At 39.7% G+C, this 19,046-nt stretch carries 15 protein-coding genes; 12 read left to right on the forward strand and 3 right to left on the reverse strand.

Annotated elements, in window-relative coordinates:
- The first annotated feature begins 64 nt into the window (after positions 1–64).
- The 4 genes from RU93_RS09000 to cydC are packed head-to-tail and all read left to right on the forward strand — an operon-like array spanning position 65 to position 5,970.
- On the forward strand, positions 65–1,492 hold the full coding sequence (locus tag RU93_RS09000) for a cytochrome ubiquinol oxidase subunit I (protein WP_211272582.1): 1,428 nt from the start codon (positions 65–67) through the stop codon (positions 1,490–1,492).
- Positions 1,492–2,514, forward strand: coding sequence for a cytochrome d ubiquinol oxidase subunit II (gene cydB / locus RU93_RS09005; RefSeq protein WP_071875290.1), 1,023 nt, complete (start codon positions 1,492–1,494; stop codon positions 2,512–2,514). Before RU93_RS09000 ends, cydB begins: the two co-directional genes overlap by 1 nt.
- A complete protein-coding gene (cydD, locus tag RU93_RS09010) occupies positions 2,511–4,232 on the forward strand; it encodes a thiol reductant ABC exporter subunit CydD (protein WP_071875291.1) in 1,722 nt (573 codons plus the stop codon). The genes cydB and cydD overlap by 4 nt, the downstream gene beginning before the upstream one ends.
- A complete protein-coding gene (gene cydC / locus RU93_RS09015) occupies positions 4,225–5,970 on the forward strand; it encodes a thiol reductant ABC exporter subunit CydC (RefSeq protein WP_071875292.1) in 1,746 nt (581 codons plus the stop codon). The genes cydD and cydC overlap by 8 nt, the downstream gene beginning before the upstream one ends.
- A 45-nt stretch (positions 5,971–6,015) precedes the next feature.
- Here the strand turns inward: cydC and RU93_RS09020 are convergent, their stop codons facing one another.
- The gene (locus tag RU93_RS09020; protein ID WP_071875293.1) at positions 6,016–6,996 is read right to left on the reverse strand and encodes a polyprenyl synthetase family protein; all 981 of its coding nucleotides are present in this window, start codon (positions 6,994–6,996) and stop codon (positions 6,016–6,018) included.
- Positions 6,997–7,088: 92 nt separating this feature from the next.
- Between RU93_RS09020 and RU93_RS09025 the strand changes: the two genes are divergently transcribed.
- From RU93_RS09025 to RU93_RS09035, 3 genes are all read left to right on the forward strand, one after another.
- Complete coding sequence (locus RU93_RS09025; RefSeq protein WP_071875294.1) at positions 7,089–8,000, forward strand: prenyltransferase; 912 nt, start codon at positions 7,089–7,091, stop codon at positions 7,998–8,000.
- 22 nt (positions 8,001–8,022) lie between these two features.
- Positions 8,023–9,222, forward strand: a complete 1,200-nt coding sequence (locus tag RU93_RS09030) for an NAD(P)/FAD-dependent oxidoreductase (protein WP_071875295.1) — start codon at positions 8,023–8,025, stop codon at positions 9,220–9,222.
- A 590-nt stretch (positions 9,223–9,812) separates the two neighbouring features.
- Positions 9,813–10,394, forward strand: a complete 582-nt coding sequence (locus tag RU93_RS09035) for a nitroreductase family protein (RefSeq protein ID WP_071875296.1) — start codon at positions 9,813–9,815, stop codon at positions 10,392–10,394.
- Between the two features lie 46 nt (positions 10,395–10,440).
- Here the strand turns inward: RU93_RS09035 and RU93_RS09040 are convergent, their stop codons facing one another.
- Positions 10,441–11,577, reverse strand: a complete 1,137-nt coding sequence (locus RU93_RS09040; RefSeq protein ID WP_071875297.1) for a trans-sulfuration enzyme family protein — start codon at positions 11,575–11,577, stop codon at positions 10,441–10,443.
- A 460-nt stretch (positions 11,578–12,037) separates the two neighbouring features.
- On the opposite strand from RU93_RS09040, the gene RU93_RS09045 reads away from it, so the two are divergent.
- Together RU93_RS09045 and RU93_RS09050 are read left to right on the forward strand one after the other, a co-directional pair.
- On the forward strand, positions 12,038–13,372 hold the full coding sequence (locus RU93_RS09045; RefSeq protein ID WP_071875298.1) for a CoA-disulfide reductase: 1,335 nt from the start codon (positions 12,038–12,040) through the stop codon (positions 13,370–13,372).
- A 15-nt stretch (positions 13,373–13,387) separates the two neighbouring features.
- Positions 13,388–14,806, forward strand: a complete 1,419-nt coding sequence (locus RU93_RS09050; protein WP_071875299.1) for a cation:dicarboxylate symporter family transporter — start codon at positions 13,388–13,390, stop codon at positions 14,804–14,806.
- 83 nt (positions 14,807–14,889) lie between these two features.
- On the opposite strand, the gene RU93_RS09055 is transcribed toward RU93_RS09050, so the two are convergent.
- Positions 14,890–15,555 (reverse strand): helix-turn-helix transcriptional regulator, encoded by a 666-nt coding sequence (locus RU93_RS09055; protein ID WP_071875300.1) that lies wholly within the window; start codon positions 15,553–15,555, stop codon positions 14,890–14,892.
- Positions 15,556–15,853: 298 nt separating this feature from the next.
- On the opposite strand from RU93_RS09055, the gene RU93_RS09060 reads away from it, so the two are divergent.
- From RU93_RS09060 to RU93_RS09070, 3 genes are all read left to right on the forward strand, one after another.
- Positions 15,854–16,057: a heavy-metal-associated domain-containing protein gene (locus RU93_RS09060; protein ID WP_071875301.1), complete on the forward strand. Its 204-nt coding sequence runs from the start codon at positions 15,854–15,856 to the stop codon at positions 16,055–16,057.
- A 24-nt stretch (positions 16,058–16,081) separates the two neighbouring features.
- Positions 16,082–18,541, forward strand: a complete 2,460-nt coding sequence (locus RU93_RS09065) for a heavy metal translocating P-type ATPase (protein ID WP_143139438.1) — start codon at positions 16,082–16,084, stop codon at positions 18,539–18,541.
- Positions 18,542–18,677: 136 nt separating this feature from the next.
- On the forward strand, positions 18,678–18,974 hold the full coding sequence (locus RU93_RS09070; RefSeq protein ID WP_071875302.1) for a hypothetical protein: 297 nt from the start codon (positions 18,678–18,680) through the stop codon (positions 18,972–18,974).
- The last annotated feature ends 72 nt before the right edge of the window (positions 18,975–19,046 follow it).

Here is a 19,046-nt window from a genome sequence, read left to right on the forward strand (position 1 = left end):
TTTTATTGAAAACACTGCATGATCCGTTTCTTTATCTGAATAAAGAACAATGGAGGAATACAAAATGGATTTGGATATCGTAACACTTGCGCGAATACAGTTCGCTATGACAACTATTTTTCACTACTTTTTTGTGCCATTTTCTATTGGGACAGGGTTTATCGTCGCAATAATGGAAACAATGTATGTGATTAAGAAAGATGACCTTTATTTAAAAATGACGAAATTCTGGGCGAATATTTTCTTATTAAGCTTTGCTGTCGGAGTCGTAACAGGGTTAATCCAAGAATTTCAATTTGGGATGAACTGGTCGGATTATTCGCGCTTTGTTGGAGACATCTTTGGTGCACCGCTAGCAGTAGAAGCGTTGTTAGCTTTCTTTTTAGAATCGACGTTTATCGGACTATGGTTATTTACTTGGGATAAAGTTAGTCCGAAATTACACGTGACATTTATTTGGTTAGTCTGTTTTGGAACGTTAATGTCTGCCTTTTGGATTTTAGTTGCCAATAGTTTCATGCAACATCCAGTTGGCTACACGATTAACAATGGACGAGCAGAAATGACTGATTTTGTCGCGTTATTTACAAGTCCACAAGTCTTTTATGAATTTACACATGTGATTGCTGGAGCAATTATCATGGGGGGAATTGCGATTGCTGGAATGGCGGCCATTCAGTTATTAAGAACGAAGAACTTAAGTGACGTGAGTCGTACGATTTATCAAAAATCACTACGCATTGGTTTTGTGGTAGCACTCGTTGGGTCACTGTCTGCCTTAGGAACTGGGGATCTACAAATGAAGGCTCTTGTTCATGATCAACCAATGAAGTTCGCTGCGACAGAAGGTCTGTATGAAGATTCAGGCGATCCGGCTGCATGGACGCTGATTGCGTGGATGAATACGCATGAACAAAAACGTGTCTTTGGCATTGAAGTGCCGTATATGTTAAGTATTTTATCGTATAACAAGCCTTCAGGTTATGTAAAGGGCATGAATACCATTAATGCCGAACTGGTGGAAGAACACGGAGAAGGGGATTATTACCCACCGGTGAACACCTTGTTTTGGAGTTTTAGAATTATGGCAGGAATTGCGATGTTAACTCTTTTAGTGTCAAGTTTGGGACTATTCTTTACACGGAAGAAAAATCCGATTTTATATGAGAAGCGTTGGATGTTATGGGTTGCTTCTTTAATGACAATCACGCCATTTTTAGCGAATACAGCAGGTTGGTTAGTGACTGAATTAGGGCGCTATCCGTGGACTGTTTATGGCTTGTTCAAAATTGAAGATAGTATCTCACCAAATGTTTCTGCGACTTCGTTACTGATTTCAAATATTACGTATTTCACGTTGTTCCTTGTTTTAGGTGGCGTGATGGTGTACTTTGTCAATCGTCAGTTACATAAAGGGCCAGAAGCACAAGAAGAGCAAGAGAAGTTGGATCAGGCAATGCCAAAAGATCCATTTGATGGAGGTGCGTATTAATGAGCGGCTTACAACTATTGTGGTTTTTGATTATTGGGTTATTCTTTGCCGGTTTTTTCTTTTTAGAAGGCTTTGACTTTGGTGTGGGCATGTCTTTAAAAACACTCGCTTTTGACGAAAAAGAAGAAGATCAATTAATTGAAACGATTGGACCGATTTGGGATGGCAATGAAGTTTGGCTAGTGACAGCTGGCGGCGCTATGTTTGCCTCTTTTCCATATTGGTATGCGTCTTTGTTTAGTGGATTTTATTTAATCTTGTTACTGATTTTAGTTGGGTTGATTATTCGTGGCGTGTCGTTTGAGTTTCGTGAAAAAAGCCAACCAAAATATAAAAAGATTTGGACGGGGACGCTTAGTCTAGGGAGCTTTATGATTCCATTTTTCTTTGGGGTCTTATTCGTGAATCTCGTTCAAGGAATGCCTTTGGATGCGGATGGGAATATGATAGCGACGTTCACTGATTATATTAATCTCTTTTCAATTGTTGGCGGTATCGCATTAACGCTGCTTTCGTATTTACATGGTATGAACTATATTGCGATGAAAACGACCGGTCCGGTTCGATTGAAGGCAAAAAATCATGCGCAAGCCTTATATTGGGTGTTGTATGTTGGGTTAGTTATTTTTGCGGCGTTGCTTTATATGCAAACCGATTTCTTTGAGTATCGTTTCCTCTCAACAACTCTCTTACTTGCAGTGATGGTCTTATTAACGGTAGTTGCGAATGTTTCCTTGAATTATGGCAAAGAGCGAACAGCCTTTTTTGCGAGTGGTTTGACACTTGTCACGTTAGTCGCGCTATTGTTTAACGGTTTATTCCCACGAGTGATGATCAGTTCGATCTCATCGGAATTTGATTTATTAATCAAAAATGCGTCTTCATCGCCTTATACCTTAAAAATAATGAGTTTCATTTCGCTCACGATTTTACCATTTGTCCTAGGATATATTGCATGGTCTTACTATATTCTTAGAGGAAGAATCCGTCATGACGAGGATTCAGTGGGGTACAAGCAATGATGGATAAAGCTTTAATGAGCTTGTCCAAAATTAAACAAATAATGGGGATGCTTGCAGGACTTGCGGTTTTGCAAGCTCTCTTCATTATTGGGCAAGCCTATACGTTAGCTCGAATCATCACGAATCTATGGCAAGGGGATTTGATGAAAGATCAGATAACCTGGCTAGTCGGTTTCTTAGTGATTTATTTAGCGCGTCATGCGAGTATCTGGTTGCGCGATCACCTGCTAGATTACTATGCGGCAGAGCAAAGTAAAGGACTACGAAAAGCGTTACTGGAAAAAATATTCCGGGTTGGACCTAGCATCGTCCAGCAACAAGGAACAGGGAATATGACCACTATGGCCCTAGAAGGCATTACCCAAGTGGAAAATTATATTCACTTAATTCTCGTCAAAATCATCAATCTGATGTTGATTCCTTGGATTATTTTAGCGTTTATTTTTTATTTGGATCTCCAATCGGGGCTCATCTTAATCACCATTTATCCTTTAATCATTTTATTTATGGTGCTTTTAGGCTACGCTGCTAGAGGAAAAGCGGATCGTCAGTACGCTTCTTTCCAAGTGTTATCGAATCATTTTTTAGATTCTTTGCGCGGCATCGATACGCTAAAAATGTTTGGCTTAAGCAAGCGTTACGGGAAAAGTATTTTCCAAACAAGTGAGTCTTTTCGGAAGGCCACGATGAGTACGTTAAAAATTGCCATTCTTTCAAGTTTCGCCTTAGATTTTTTTACGACGCTTTCGGTTGCGATTGTCGCGGTGATGTTAGGCTTACGTCTAATCAATGAAGGGATTTTTCTCTTCCCTGCTTTGACAGTCTTAATTTTAGCGCCAGAATATTTCTTGCCGATTCGTGATTTTTCTGCTGATTATCATGCAACATTAGAAGGAAAAAACGCCATGCGCGCCATTCGCGAAGTGTTAGAAGTTCCAGAAGTACCGACCCAAGCCGTATCGATGATCCCTTGGCAAGCAGATAGTACGCTCTGTCTTGAAGCGATGCAAGTTTCGTATGAGGACAAAACCGTTTTAAATGTGGCGGATTTACACGTTCAGGGGCATCAAAAAATAGGGATTATTGGCATGAGTGGTTCAGGGAAATCAACCTTAATCAATTTACTTAGTGGATTTGTGACCCCCGATTCAGGTCGTGGTATCGTTAATGGGGAAGTGATGCAGCATTTTGCTCACAAAAAGTGGCAAGAGCAAATGATTTATATCCCACAAAATCCTTATATTTTCCAAACGACCTTACGAGAAAACATTACGTTCTATACACCTGATGCAAGTGACGCTGCCGTGCTACAGGCAGTTGAAGTGGCCGGACTGAACGAATTAGTCGCAGAGCTGCCAGAAGGGCTTGAAACACTCCTAGGAGGCGGTGCGCGGACGTTAAGTGGCGGACAAGCCCAACGAATTGCTTTAGCACGCGCCTTTTTAGATGAATCACGTCATATTTTACTATTTGATGAACCAACAGCGCACTTAGATATTGAGACGGAAGTTGAATTAAAGGAACGAATGTTACCGTTAATGGCCGATCGCTTAGTCTTTTTTGCAACGCACCGTCTGCATTGGATGCATCAAATGGATCAGATCATTGTCTTGAAAGAAGGAACGATTGTTGAAATGGGAACGTTTGAATCGTTGACTGCTCAAAAAGGACATTTTTATGAACTCACAAAACAAATGAGGAGGGAAGCCGATGTTTAAGATTCCGCTTTTGAGTGCTTTTGCGCAAGATACTTGGGTGAAACCCTTCATGAAGCAATACAAAAAAACGTTACTATTAGCTATTTTTTTAGGCTTCCTGACATTCTTTAGTGCTGCAGCGTTGATGTTTAACTCTGGTTATTTGATTAGTCGCGCAGCTTCGTTACCTGAAAATATCTTATTAATTTATATTCCCATTGTCTTTACGCGAGGATTTGGGATTAGTCGGCCGGTTTTTCGTTATATTGAACGATTGGTCAGTCATAATTGGGTCTTGAAAATGACCTCTAAATTACGGTTGAAATTGTATCAAACGTTGGAAACAGATGGGATTTTCGTGAAGCGTCACTACCGAATGGGCGATATTTTAGGTTTACTAGCGGAAGATATCAACCATATTCAAGATTTGTATTTACGGACGATTTTCCCCACAGCTATCGCGTGGATGCTGTATTTCTTTATTGTCATCGCGTTAGGTTTCTTTTCCCTTTGGTTTGCCCTTGTGATGGCGCTTTTGTTCTTTTTATTAGTAGCCGTCATGCCAGTCTGGTCGATTCTCGTCAACGGCGCACGCCAAGAACAAGAAAAACGCTATAAAAATGGCTTATATACTGAACTAACGGATAATGTATTAGGCGTTTCAGATTGGATTTTTAGCCAAAGAGGCGAAGAATATGTGGCGTTACATGAAGCGAATCAAGCCGAATTACTAACTGTTCAACAAGCGATGCGTCGCTTTAATAATCGCCGGTCTTTTTTAATTCAATGTGTCTTTGGGCTAATACTTTTAGCCTTGCTGTTATGGACTAGTCAACGTTTTGTGGGCAATCATGGTGGTCAAGCCAATTGGATTGCCGCTTTTGTCTTAAGTGTCTTTCCGTTAATTGATGCCTTTTCCGTCTTGCCTTCAGCAGCCGAAGAGACCAATCGCTACAAGGAATCAATTGTTCGATTGAATCAATTATCGGTAAAAGAAGAAGTAGAGGCGCATCCAGTACTAGAAGGCCCTATTGAGATTACGATTGATCATTTGTCTTTTACGTATCCAAATAGCACGAAACAAGTCTTAAAACAACTTGATTTAACGATTCCTGCGGGGCACAAAATGGCGATTTTAGGCCGGAGTGGCTCCGGTAAAAGTACGCTAGCCAGTTTATTGCGCGGCGATTTAGTACCTGAGCAAGGTCAAGTCTGTTTAAACGGAATTCCGACACCACTATTTGGCGATGCCATCGCAAATTATGTGGGTGTCATTCAACAAAGTCCCTATTTATTTAATACGACTATTTTAAATAATCTACGCTTAGGAGATCCGACGGCGAGTGAAGAAAAAGTCTGGGAAGTCTTGCAACAAGTCGGCTTAAAAGGCTTAGTCGAAAGCCTACCGGATGGACTTGCAACCATGGTGGATGAAGCTGGACTACGTTTTTCAGGTGGCGAACGTCATCGCATGGCGCTAGCGCGCTTGCTATTAAAAGAGACGCCGATTATTTTATTTGACGAACCAACTGTTGGACTTGATCCGATTACAGAACAAGCCTTGATTGATACGTTTTTAACCACATTAAAAGATAAAACGATGATTTGGATTACGCATCATTTACAAGGGATTGAAAAAATGGATCAAGTCATCTTTATTGAAGAAGGCATTTTAGAAATCTCAGGTTCGCCAGAAGAATTAGCCAAAACAAGCCTGAGATATCAACAATTAAAAGCCATCGATGAAGGGCGTTCGTAAAAAACTACAAAAAAGAGTTGAGACGGCGATCGTCTCAACTCTTTTTTAAGAGGTGCGTAACAGTAAATAAGTCGTTAGTTTTTTCAATAATTTTTTTGTTTCGCCTTTTGGTAAGCGGTCAATTAACGTGAGTGCCTCTTTCGTGAAATTTTTGGCGTAGGCTTTCGCTTCTTTCACGCCTTGATACGTCACGACTAAATCAGCGACAATTTTTGCTTCTTCCACGGTGATGTCTGCCCCTTTTGAAAGATAAGGCATGAAGGCTTCAGGGTGTCGTTTTTTCGCCATTAACAATGGTAACGTATAAACGCCTTGAGCTAAATCTTCTAAAATCGGTTTTTTTAAATCTTTTTTGTCAGCCGTATAATCAAGAATATCATCATAAATTTGAAAGGCCATTCCAATATTTCGGCCAATTTTCTCGGCAAGTCCGACTGTTTCTTCGGAACAATGACCAAAGTAGGCTCCTTCTAAACAAGCTAAGGCAAAGAGTTCAGCGGTTTTACCATCGATATTGTGCAAATAATTTTCCACGGTGTTGTCAGTGTGGAATCGATCAGCCATTTGATTGAGTTCGCCTAGCAACAAATGGCTCATGGCTGCCGAATTTTTAGCGAGATAAGCAGAGCCGTTCATACTCTCGATAATCAAGTCAAAGAAAATAGTGAATAACAAATCGCCAGTATAGACCGCGACATCTTTGCCATATTGGGCTTGGATCGTAATCAAGTTCCGGCGCAAAGGAGAATCGTCAATAATATCGTCGTGAACAAGACTCGCCATATGGAGAATTTCGAGTGACGCTGCAATTTTTAATAATTGCTCAGGATTTTGTTTCTCTTTATCTCCTAGCTCGGCAAATAAGAAGAAAAAAGTGGGTCGGAGAAATTTCCCCCCCGCATTGGTTAAGTCAATGAGCGCTTTTCTGATTTCAGTATTTTCAATCTGGAGTCGTTCTTCAATTAATAAGCAGACAGCTTGGAGTTTTGTTTGAATCATGGGATAATCGTTCAAGTAAGTAAGCATTGTTGTATCCTTTCTATAAATACATTCTTCATCATTCTAGCTTATCTATGCATAAAAAGGCAAATATCTGCCTATAAAACAAAGGAGTTTTTATGACAATTAAACTATTTTTTGAACTTGTAGAAATGAAAGCCAAAACGGCAAGTGTATTGCCTTTTTTAATTGGTCTTTGTTACAGTTATTATCGCTACGGTACCCTCCATTTAGGATATGTTGGGCTTTACTTTGTGGCGATGTTTATTTTTAATATGGCCGTTGATATTTTAGATAATTACAATGATTATAAACATGCGACTGAGGAGCACGATTATAAAGAAAAGACGAATATCATTGGTCGTGAACAGCTCTCGCTTCGTCTTTTATTTTGGTTGATGACCGGTATGATTGTCTTTTCGGCAGGTCTTGGTCTATGGTTAGCCACTCAAGTTGGTTGGCCATTATTTTGGATGGGCTTGTATTGTTACGCTGTGGGAATCTTTTATTCTTCTGGCCCTAAACCACTTTCTAGCCTGCCATTAGGTGAAGTTTTTTCTGGAGTGACGATGGGGATCATGATTTCGCTGATTTGCGTCTATTTAAACGCTTTTGAAGCATTTCATTGGCATTTTTTTGAAGTATTGAGTATTGTTATCATTGCCTTGCCAAATACCATGTGGATTGCCAATTTAATGTTAGCAAATAATATTTGTGATTTAGAAGAAGATCGTAAAAATAAACGCTATACATTAGTTCATTATATCGGTAAAAAAAGAGCCTTATCGTTATTTGTGACGATGAATGTGATTGCGCTCATGAGTATCGGACTTTCCGTTATCCTAAACTTAGCACCGCTGAGCGTGTTGTTAAGTTATCTGATCGTTCCCTTTATTTGGCAGCAAACAAAACGTTTTTTACAAAAACAAGATAAACAAGAGACCTTTATCTGCGCGGTAAAAATCCTTGCAGTGGGCTCAACAATCCAAGTACTTACCTATTTAGTAGGTTTGTTAATACCTTTATTTTAAACAAAAGAAAGAAGTGGCAGTCATGAAGAATGTGACAATTTTAGGCGCTGGATACGCTGGATTAAGAACGTTAAGAGAATTACAAAAAAGCAAAGAGGATTTTAGTATTACGTTAGTGGACCGCAATCGTTACCATTTTGAATCAACCGATTTACATGAAGTAGCGGCAGGCACACAACCTTGGGAAAAAATCACTTATGAAATTAGCGATGTTGTCGACCCAGCCAAGACCACTTTTATTCAAGATGATGTACTTAAAATTGACCCCGAAAAGCAAGAAGTTGTTTTAAAAGATCGCGGTGTGATTACCTACGATTACTTAGTTGTTGCGCTCGGTTTCCGTTCAGAGACGTTCGGTATACCAGGGGCAACAGAATATGCGTTAGAAATGGTTGATATTGATTCCGCTAGAAAAGTTCACGACCATATTTTGACAGCGATGGATCAATATCAAGCAACGCAAGATCGTAAATATTTAAATATTACGGTATGTGGCGCAGGCTTTACAGGAATTGAATTAGTGGGTTCCTTAGTTGAAAATAAAAAAGCCTTTGCCAAACGGGCTGGAGTGAAACCAGAAGAAATCACGATTTTTTGTGTAGAAGCCGCACCTTCGATTCTACCAATGTTTAATGATGAGTTGAGAAGCTATTGTCTCAATAAATTGAAAAAATGGGATGTTGCTTTGATGACAGGTAAGGCAATCAAAGGATTAAAAGAAAATACGGTCGTCTATGCGGATGGAGAAGAAGAAAAAGAACTCCAAACGGGGACGATTATTTGGACCACCGGGGTTAGCGGAAGCGAAGTTATTGGGGCATCAGGCTTTGAAGAACGTCGAGGTCGCGTAAGTGTTCACCCTGATCTACGCGATCCTAAACACGAAAATATCTATCTTATTGGGGATGTCAGTGCGGTCATCGATCCCTTAACGAATCGTCCGTATCCAACAACCGCTCAAATTGCCTTAAAAATGGGTGCACATGCTGGACGTAATCTTTTAGCCCAACTAAAGAACCAACCAACGAAAGCTTTTTCGTTCCAATCGTTAGGTTCCGTGGCATCGATTGGGAATGCACATGCATTTGGACTTGTCGGAAAAGTCAATGTTAAAGGCTATCCTGCTTCATTTGTGAAGAAAATGATCATGAATAAATCACTCTTAGAAACGGGTGGCGTGAAAGAAGTAATGGCGAAAGGCCGCTTTGATTTGTATCGATAAATTCAATAGTTGAATAAGAAGGCTGAATCATCGTCTATGTTCGCTTGTTTTATTTTGAGATAACAGAGGGTGTTTAATGGCCCTGCGATGGTGAGCATAGAATGCAATCGTTTGATTTAAAGGAGTTGTGGCAAAAGTCACAGCTCCTTTTTTGGTAAGATTTCTGTCATTGTTGGCAATCATTCATTTTGCCTAAATCATAATGTAAAAAAATATTAAAATAGATGGTGTATAGAATGGTCATGGCTGAATTGGCTTTGTATATAAACGTAGGAATGATAATAGTGAAAGGTCTGATAGTGGTATTTATGTTCAAATATCTTTTAAAGATTATACGCATATTAGAAGAAATTAGAGATAAAAATAATTAAGTTGGTTGTATAACTTATTGTGTTGATGACTGATATTCGTATCATTCTTCAACACTTTTTTCAACGATCCTATTTTTTTTTAGTCTCTCTTCGAACAATGACCGTCGCCTTTAGATTGCGGATCGTCATGAAACAAGCAAAAAAATTGCTCGTGTTCTTTTGACAAGTTAAACTAAGATGAATTCAAAAATAGATAACAATCAAAGGAGCGGAAGTTTTATGCAACGTAATATCACAGAAGCAATCATTAACAGACGAACCTCCAAAAAAAGTTTAGACCAACCGGTATCATTAGAATTAATTTATCAATTATTAGAAAAAGCGAGTTACGCTCCTTTTCATAAACGAGAACCATGGCAAGCTAAAATTGTGACGACACCCGCAGAAAAAGACTGGCTTTATGAAAAAGTGATTGCGACATATGAACGAAAAGGGCTCATTCATGATGAGGAAAGTCAGAAAAAGTTTACGACTAAAATGACGCGGTTGTTAAAAGAAGCGCCGGCGACGATTTTGTTTGCTCGTGAGCTAATTCCTGAAAATCCTCGCCTTGATTCGGATGCGATCCAAGCAACGGCTGCCTTAATTCAAAACTTCTCTTTACTGGCGTATGAAGAAGGTCTCGTTGGTTTTTGGGCATCGAGTCCGTTTGTTATGGACCAAGAATTATCAGAAGAACTAGGCTTTCCTGCAAACTATCAACTGATTGCGAATTATCGTTTAGGTTACGCAGATCCTACGTTATCAACACCAAAAGCCAAACGGTCACCCGTCAAGCAATGGGCGTCCTCCTTATTATAAAAAAATGCCGTGTATTCAGATTCAACTGAATGCATGGCATTTTTGGTTAGGACTGAAGGGCTTGTTCAAAATCAGCAATTAAATCCTCGATGTCTTCAATTCCACACGACAACCGCACGAGTGTGGGGGTAACACCCATTTTTAAGCGTTCTTCTTCCGGCATGGAGGCATGCGACATGCACCATGGCAGTGAAAGGATGGATTCGACCCCACCTAGACTAACAGCGACAATCGGTAATTGACAGTTTTCAAACAGTTGATGAACGTGTTCTTCTGACGCCAGTTCAAATGACAACACAGCCCCGCCATTTTTTGCTTGTTTTTGATGCGTTTCATAACCGCGATGTGTAGCTAATCCTGGGTAATAAACCTGTTTAATTTGCGGTTTTTGCTGTAAATATTCAGCCATCGCTTGAGCGTTTACAATGGATTTTTCCATTCGTAAGCCCATTGTTTTGACGCCGCGAAGAAGTAACCAGCCCTCTTCCACAGCGAGAATACCGCCGAGCGCTTTTTGGTGGATTTTCAGTTGCTGATACAATGCTTCATCGTTCGTTGCGATTAGACCGGCAATCACATCACTGTGGCCGTTAATAAATTTTGTCCCAGAATGAATCACAATATCAATTCCAAGTGGCAAGGTTTCTTGGCCAAGCGGTGTCATAAACGTGTTATCACAAGCAACGAGTAGCTGATGTGTTTTCGCAATTTTGGTGACTGCTTCTAAATCGGTTATCGTTAATAAAGGATTGGAAGGTGTTTCTAAATAAAACATTTTTGTATTTGGTTGAATTGCTGCTTCCCATGCGGAAACATTTGATTCATCGACAAAGGTACACTCAATCCCAAAACGAATTAAAAATTCATGGACGGTTTGGTAAGTGCCACCGTAAATGTTTTTGCCTAAAACGAGGTGATCGCCACTCGATAACAAAAATAAAACGGCATTTATAGCAGCGACTCCTGAAGAAAAGGCCAGCCCATATGACGCATCTTCTAACGATTTAATGCATTCTTCAACTGCGGTAATGGTCGGATTACCAAAGCGCGTATATTGATAGCCCTCATGCTTAAAGACGTCACTTTGATGAAAGGTTGATGCTTGAAATTTTGGAATAGAAGAAGCGCCTGTTTCGCGACAGATTACCGGATAAGCATGTAGTAATTTTGTATTGATGTTCATATTTTACCCTCCAACCGATTCATAATAAATGTAAATGAAAAAAATAATAACTAGGTTAATGAAGAAGGTAACATAGACCAAAAGTATTTGTCAATCAAAAATGATAAAAAATTATCAAAGAAATGTATAACATAAGAAATATTTATGATATAATTGAAAGCGATCACAAATCAATGAGGTTAATCACTTTCGTTCGTTAAAAAATACCTGTTTTAACGAGATAAAATGACAAGATCATTTGGAATAACCTTTTTGAAAGTAGTGAAGGAGGCGGTTTTACGTATTTGATAAAAAAAAATTATCATGAGAATTGGCGAACGATTTAACAGGTAAGAGAAAAACAACGGAAAAAACAGCTGTTGGTGTAGGGACAGTTCCAAATCTGACAAGTGTTAAGTTTTCCAAAATGAAAGAAAAACAGGTAGAATAAAAGAATCATAGAAGAAAAGGAGGAAACCAAATGGAAATAGTGATTATTGGGGGAATTGCGGCTGGAATGAGTGTCGCTGCAAAAGCAAAACGGACTAATAAAGCGGCAAATGTGACCGTGATTGAAAAAGAACCCTATGTTTCTTTTGGAGCATGCGGGTTACCTTATTATTTAGGTGGCCAATTTGAGGATCAAAAAGAAATGTTTGCGCGAACACCGGAACAAATGCGTGCCAGTGGAATTGAGTTATTATTAGAACATGAAGTCGTAGCGGTTGATTTTCAAACGAAAACCGTCACGATGACTGACTTAACAACCCAATCAGTGAAAACGAAACGTTACGATCGCTTGATGATTGCCACTGGAGCAACACCGATTATCCCTCCTATCCCGGGAATTGACTCAACGAATGTCTACACGATTACCAAACCAGAACCGGTAGCGCAGCTCAAAGCGCGTTTAAAAGACATTCAAGATGTCGTGGTCATTGGCGGGGGATTTATTGGCGTAGAAGTGGCAGATCAATTAGCTTTACAAGGAAAAACCATTCATTTAATTGAGGCGGAAAATGCGCTGATGAATGGACCGTTTGATCCGGAGTTTTCTGAAAAAATCAAAATGGCTGTTGAGAAAGAAGCCATTACCGTTCACTTATCCGAAAAAGCGGAAGAATTTGTGACACAAGATGGTCGCGTGACTGCCGTGAAAACCGATAAAGGGGAGTACCCGGCGGATGTTGTGATTGTCGCAGTTGGTTTTAGACCAAACACGCAATTTCTAAAAGAAGAATTAGACAGGTTACCAAATGGCGCAATCGTCATTGATGCTTATGGCCGGACGTCACAAGAAGCGGTATTTGCTGCGGGAGATTGTGCGACGGTTCCTCATCGACTTGCCGGAAATGTCTATTTACCATTAGCGACGGTTGCGAACAAAATGGGGCGTATCATCGGTACGAATATTGCGGTAGAAGCAGATGAAATGCTCGCTTTTCCAGGAGTTTTAGGATCGAGTGCGATTAAAGCCGGGCAATACGAAGCAGCAAGTACGGGCTTGACTGAAAAACAAGCAAAACAGCTTAATCTGAATGTACGAACAACTTGTATTGAAACATCTAATCATTCAAATTATTATACAGTCCAAGAGAAAATCATGATTAAACTTGTTTACGATGCGGAGACGTTTGTCTTGTATGGTGCCCAATTGTTCGGTAAAAACGAAACGGTCTTACGCGCAACCGGGTTAACGAGTGCGATTCATGCTGGAATCACGACAAAAGAATTAGGATTTATTGATTTTTCTTATGCACCACCGTTCGCTTCGACATGGGAAGCGATTAATGTCGCGGCTAATACTGCAAAATAAAGGAGAGAAATGATTATGATTGAATCACCATTTTTTACCCAGTTTTTAAAAATCAGTAATGCCTATACACTGATTGCTATTATTTTATTAGTTCTTTCGATTGGTATTTTAAAAGTGTTAAAAGATAAGCGGACGAGCTTTTCAAAACGAATGATTATTGCCTTAGTCATTGGTTTGGTTTTAGGGATTGCGATCGATTTAGTAGGGAAATCCAGCCCAATCTTCCTTGATTACGGAAGAAGAGAAATTTCAGTCTGGTATAGTTTAGTTGGAACAGGTTTCTTGAAATTAGTTCAATTATTGGCGATTCCTGTGGTGTTCTTATCGATTATTCAAGTAGTTGTCAATGTTGAAGGTGACCGCATTAAAAGTTTAACGGGTAGAACCTTTGCAACATTATTAGGAACGACCGCAATCTCAGCAATTGTTGGGATTTTAGTTGTGAAACTGTTTAATTTACAAGGAGCTAGTTTTGCGGGTGATTTAACAGATGCTAAAGCGGAATCGATTGGCACCATTGCCGCACAAAGTTTTCCGGAATTTTTCTTAAAATTAATTCCTAATAATATCTTCCAAGTCATGAGTGATAATGGCAGTATTGTTTCTGTTGTGATTATCGCAGCGATGTTTGCGAGTGCGATTCGTTTCTTACAAGTCAAAAAACCAAAAGAAGTTGCCCCTTTTATGGTCCTACTCGATTCATTAAAAGTGACAGTGAACTCAGTCTTAACAAACGTTATCAAATTAATGCCATACGGAATTGTTGCCTTAGTTTCAAATACCATTATTTCAAATGGTGTTGAAGCGATTATCGGAATGTTAGGCTTTATTGCCGCGCTCTACACGGGTGTCTTCATCATGCTACTTGTTTATGTGGTGATTTTACTAGCAGTTGGCGCAAATCCAATTACGTTCTACAAAAAAACCTTTACGACTTTAGTCTTTGCCTTCTCTTCTCGTTCAAGTGTGGGAACATTGCCTTACACCTTGAAAACATTACAAGAAGATCTTGGTGTATCAGGTGAAACATCGAATTTTGTTGGGACACTTGGAACATCGATTGGAATGAATGGCTGTGCCGGTGTCTTCCCAGCAATGCTTGGGACTTTAATTGCGGGTGCGGTGGGAACGGAATTGAATCTCTCGTTCTTCGTCCTAGTTGTCGTTGTCGTCACAGTTGGTTCAATCGGAATTGCTGGCGTTCCTGGAACAGCGACCGTTGCAGCAACTGTTACCTTGAATGGTTTAGGCTATGGCCATACGATTTCAAGTATTGGTGCGGTTTTCGGAATTGATCCGATCATCGATATGGGTCGTACGATGTTAAACGTGGCAGGTGCGATGGTGTCTGCGATCGTCGTTGATAAATGGGATGGTACATTTAATCGTGAAATTTACGATGCACCGATGAAAGCAAGTAGTGATGAAGAATAATCATTTTTAATAAATAAAAACCCGATCGGCCAATAAAAAGAGGAAACTCTTTCATTGGTCAATCGGGTTTTTTCTTGTAAAACTTAGCTGTTTTCTACCATTTTAATGTAACGATAGACGCTTGGTTCAGAGATGTGTAAAATTTCTGAAACGCGCGCGACAGCTCCTTTTATTTGGAAAACACCGCGTTCATTTAAATTACGCACAATTTCTACTTTTAGTTCCTTACTCAATAATACTTTTTGGTCGAGTAAGTCTGGCGAAACAATGGAGTAGACAATTCCTTCAATCGATTCGTCTAAGATTTCGACGAGATCGGTTGATTGAGGCTCATCAGATGGTAACAATGTCGTTGAAGGAAAAGGTGCCAGATTCGCTAAGGCGAGAATATCACGCGAAAGTTCTTCGTAGCGACTCGTATCTTGATTAATACAAAGCATGCCTTCTAACTCGCCATTCTTTCCTTTGATAAAGAAGGTGGAACCTTTCAGTTGTTTACCGTTGATTGTTTGCGACTTGTAATTTAAGACGTAATCTTGCACTTTATGTTTTTTAGATTGGATTAACTCAAGTGCAAAACCGGTAATCGGCGAATGAATTGTCCGTCCACTGACATGACTATTCTCAATCGCAGCAATGTGGAAATTTCCAGAATCTAACACATGTAACACAATTTCATATTGATGACCAAGTGTTTTCCCTAAAAAGTGTGACAGGGAAGTATAAAGTTGCAATTTTTCGTTATCCATACGTTTCTCCTAATAATTTTTTATCATAGTAAAAGAATACCATAACCTGAATTTTTATTCATGTGTCGATTTCCTTTTTTAGTGATTCTTAATGAAATATGCTCGATTCTTTTTATTGCCTCAAAAATATTCGAGGGTCCCTAACGATTGAACTGATTCCCGTCTCTTAAAAAAGATGCTGTCGATGCGCGCAAGATTCTTTTCGTGATTAAGGGATTTGATTTTGACATTTTTAGATAATGGGTATATAGTAAAGATGTGATTACAATTGTAAACAAAAGAAAGCGAGTGTTGAAAGATGGAGAAAAGATATACGATTAAAAAAATGAAATGTGCAGGATGTGCCAATAAGATTACGGCTACGTTAGAGCAACTAGCAGGTGTTAAAAAGATTGACATAAAGCTTGCGGAACAAACCGTTAACGTATCTTTTGATGACCAAAAAATAAAGGCACAACAAATCGAAGAGGCGCTCAGTCATGCGGGCTATCCTGTAGACTAAAAAATTAGTAGGGAGGAAAATGACGTGAAAAAAGAAACATTTCCGATTGAAGGGATGTCTTGCGCTTCATGTGCGCAAACCGTCGAAAAATCGGTTCAAAACCTCGCCGGGGTCCAAGAGGCCTCAGTCAACTTTGCAACGGAAAAATTAACGGTAACTTATAATGAACAAGAATTAACTGCTCAAACTATTAGCGAAGCGGTTCATCAAGCAGGGTACGAAGTCGTTCAATCGACGCAAGAAATGACTTTTGCGATTGAAGGAATGACGTGTTCATCTTGTGCCCAAACGGTTGAAAAAACAGCCAAGCATTTAGCAGGTGTGAAGGATGCGGCAGTCAATTTGGCGACAGAAAAATTAGTCGTTCAATTCAATCCAGGAGCGGTGCAAGCACGTGAGATTATTGAAGCCGTGAAGGAAGCGGGTTATAGTGCTAAGATTTTCACTTCAAGCAAAGAAAATACGACAGAAGAAGCAGATAAAAAAGCCAAACATCTAAAAGATATTTGGACTCGCTTTATCGGTTCAGCTATTTTTACGGTACCATTGCTTTACTTAGCGATGGGTGACATGGTTGGGTTACCAACACCAAGCTTTTTAAATCCAATGGAAAATAGCGTAACGTTTGCGACATTGCAATTATTGCTAACGATTCCAGTGATGTATTTTGGTCGTAGCTTTTTCATCGTAGGATTCCGTACCTTATTTAAAGGTCATCCGAATATGGATTCACTTGTCGCTTTAGGAACGAGTGCCGCTTTCTTATATAGTGTTTATAGTACGATTTTAGTGTATCAAGGCGATGCTCATGCGGCGATGAACTTATATTATGAATCCGCAGCTGTTATTTTAACGTTGATTACATTAGGGAAATACTTTGAATCGGTCTCAAAAGGAAAAACGTCGGAAGCGATTAAGAAATTAATGGGTCTGGCACCCAAAACAGCCAACGTGATGCGTGATGGTGTGGAAGTTGAAATTGCGATTGAAGACGTCCAAACAGGCGATATTTTAGTCGTTCGTCCCGGTGAAAAAATTCCAGTCGATGGCACGGTTGTTGAAGGAAGTTCCGCAATTGATGAGTCGATGTTAACTGGTGAAAGTTTACCAGTTGAAAAGAAAATCGGTGATAGCGTAGTGGGTGCAAGTATCAACAAGACGGGTTCATTTAAATTTGAAGCAACAAAAGTCGGCGAAGACACGACACTATCCCAAATTATTCATTTAGTTGAAGAAGCTCAAGGATCGAAAGCGCCCATTGCACAATTAGCGGATAAAGTTTCAGGGGTCTTTGTCCCAATCGTCATTGTACTAGCTATTTTGGCGGGTCTTGCTTGGTTCTTCTTTGGACAAGAGTCTTGGGTCTTTGCTTTAACGATTACGATTTCCGTGTTAGTGATTGCTTGTCCGTGTGCGCTGGGATTAGCAACACCAACAGCCATTATGGTTGGAACGGGTAAAGGCGCGGAAAATGGCGTCTTAATCAAGAGTGGCGATGCATTAGAAACAACGCACAAAATCGAAACGATTGTATTTGACAAAACAGGAACCATCACAGAAGGGAAACCAGTTGTAACGGATCTGTTGACGTATCAAGGAATGACAGAAGAAGGGTTGTTAATGTTAGCGGCAGCAGCGGAAGTGGGTTCAGAACATCCACTGGCACAAGCAATCATCGAAAGAGCGAAAGAAAACGGCCTTGTTTTACCTGAAAGCAAAAATTTTAATGCGATTCCTGGTCATGGAATTCAAGTTTTTATTGAGGGACAAAAAGTCTTATTTGGGAATCAAAAATTAATGGCTGAAAACAATATCCCTTTAACGAATGAAGTAGCCGATGCACAGAAATTGGCGATGGATGGCAAAACACCGATGTACTTAGCTTTAGAAAATCAATTAGTCGGAATTGTTGCAGTGGCTGATACCGTTAAAACGAGTAGTCAAGCAGCGATCGCTCGTCTACACATGATGGGCTTAGAAGTGGCGATGATTACAGGGGATAATCATCAAACAGCTCAAGCGATTGCCAAACAAGTGGGCATCGACCGTGTATTTAGTGAAGTCTTACCAGAAGATAAAGCCAAAGAAGTCAAAAAAATCCAATCCGAAGGCAAGAAAGTCGCAATGGTGGGTGATGGGATTAACGATGCACCTGCATTAGCCCAAGCGGATGTCGGAATTGCGATTGGAACAGGAACAGACGTTGCGATTGAATCAGCCGATATTGTCTTAATGCGTGGTGATTTAAATGATGTACCAACAGCGATTGAATTAAGCCGAGCAACAATCAAAAACATCCGTGAAAATTTATTCTGGGCCTTTGCCTATAACGTTTTAGGGATCCCAGTTGCAATGGGAATCCTCTATGCCTTTGGTGGTCCATTATTAAATCCAATGTTAGCCGGTGCTGCGATGAGCTTTAGTTCGATTTCGGTTGTCTTAAATGCCTTACGATTAAAACGATTCAAACCCAAATTACCCTAATTGAAAGAAAAAGTGCCGTTCGCTTCAGAAACGGTGCTTTTTTGACTAAGATTAAGAATGTAATAATAAAAGAACAATTGAAATTAGATCTTTGTCCTATCGTGTATAATCATTCTAAAAGGACAGGGATAATGAGATGATGATACTAGTACCTTTTTTGAGCCTGGCGATTGCATGGCTATTGCCAATTGTTGCAATGTTTTTCCAGAAAAATTTTTTTTACTATTCTTTTTTTAGTATGCTAGCTTGTGCTTTAGGTATCTGGCTAGAGTACGGCTATATTGGGATACTGGTTCAAAAAGAAGACTGGTCGGCGATGATGGATATTATCCCAACGATGTATACATTATTGGGACTTGCTCTTTTAGGAACAGTCGTATTAAATTCGATTCTTTGGTGGCGTGTGAAAAGCAAAGAGAGTCAAACCGTCTAACAGAACCATCCTTACCAATCATAGGTGAGGATGGTTCTGTTTTTATAGAATTTGCGGGCGAGAAAACCCACT

The sequence above is a fragment of the Enterococcus aquimarinus genome (assembly GCF_001885765.1).
GTDB lineage: Bacteria > Bacillota > Bacilli > Lactobacillales > Enterococcaceae > Enterococcus_I > Enterococcus_I aquimarinus.

Bases quoted from the DNA above. Each gene is read 5' to 3' on its own strand.
- RU93_RS09000 (WP_211272582.1), top strand. From the start codon at position 65: ATGGATTTGGATATCGTAACACTTGCGCGAATACAGTTCGCTATGACA.
- cydB (WP_071875290.1), top strand. From the start codon at position 1,492: ATGAGCGGCTTACAACTATTGTGGTTTTTGATTATTGGGTTATTCTTT.
- cydD (WP_071875291.1), top strand. From the start codon at position 2,511: ATGATGGATAAAGCTTTAATGAGCTTGTCCAAAATTAAACAAATAATG.
- cydC (WP_071875292.1), top strand. From the start codon at position 4,225: ATGTTTAAGATTCCGCTTTTGAGTGCTTTTGCGCAAGATACTTGGGTG.
- RU93_RS09020 (WP_071875293.1), bottom strand. From the start codon at position 6,996: ATGCTTACTTACTTGAACGATTATCCCATGATTCAAACAAAACTCCAA.
- RU93_RS09025 (WP_071875294.1), top strand. From the start codon at position 7,089: ATGACAATTAAACTATTTTTTGAACTTGTAGAAATGAAAGCCAAAACG.
- RU93_RS09030 (WP_071875295.1), top strand. From the start codon at position 8,023: ATGAAGAATGTGACAATTTTAGGCGCTGGATACGCTGGATTAAGAACG.
- RU93_RS09035 (WP_071875296.1), top strand. From the start codon at position 9,813: ATGCAACGTAATATCACAGAAGCAATCATTAACAGACGAACCTCCAAA.
- RU93_RS09040 (WP_071875297.1), bottom strand. From the start codon at position 11,577: ATGAACATCAATACAAAATTACTACATGCTTATCCGGTAATCTGTCGC.
- RU93_RS09045 (WP_071875298.1), top strand. From the start codon at position 12,038: ATGGAAATAGTGATTATTGGGGGAATTGCGGCTGGAATGAGTGTCGCT.
- RU93_RS09050 (WP_071875299.1), top strand. From the start codon at position 13,388: ATGATTGAATCACCATTTTTTACCCAGTTTTTAAAAATCAGTAATGCC.
- RU93_RS09055 (WP_071875300.1), bottom strand. From the start codon at position 15,555: ATGGATAACGAAAAATTGCAACTTTATACTTCCCTGTCACACTTTTTA.
- RU93_RS09060 (WP_071875301.1), top strand. From the start codon at position 15,854: ATGGAGAAAAGATATACGATTAAAAAAATGAAATGTGCAGGATGTGCC.
- RU93_RS09070 (WP_071875302.1), top strand. From the start codon at position 18,678: ATGATGATACTAGTACCTTTTTTGAGCCTGGCGATTGCATGGCTATTG.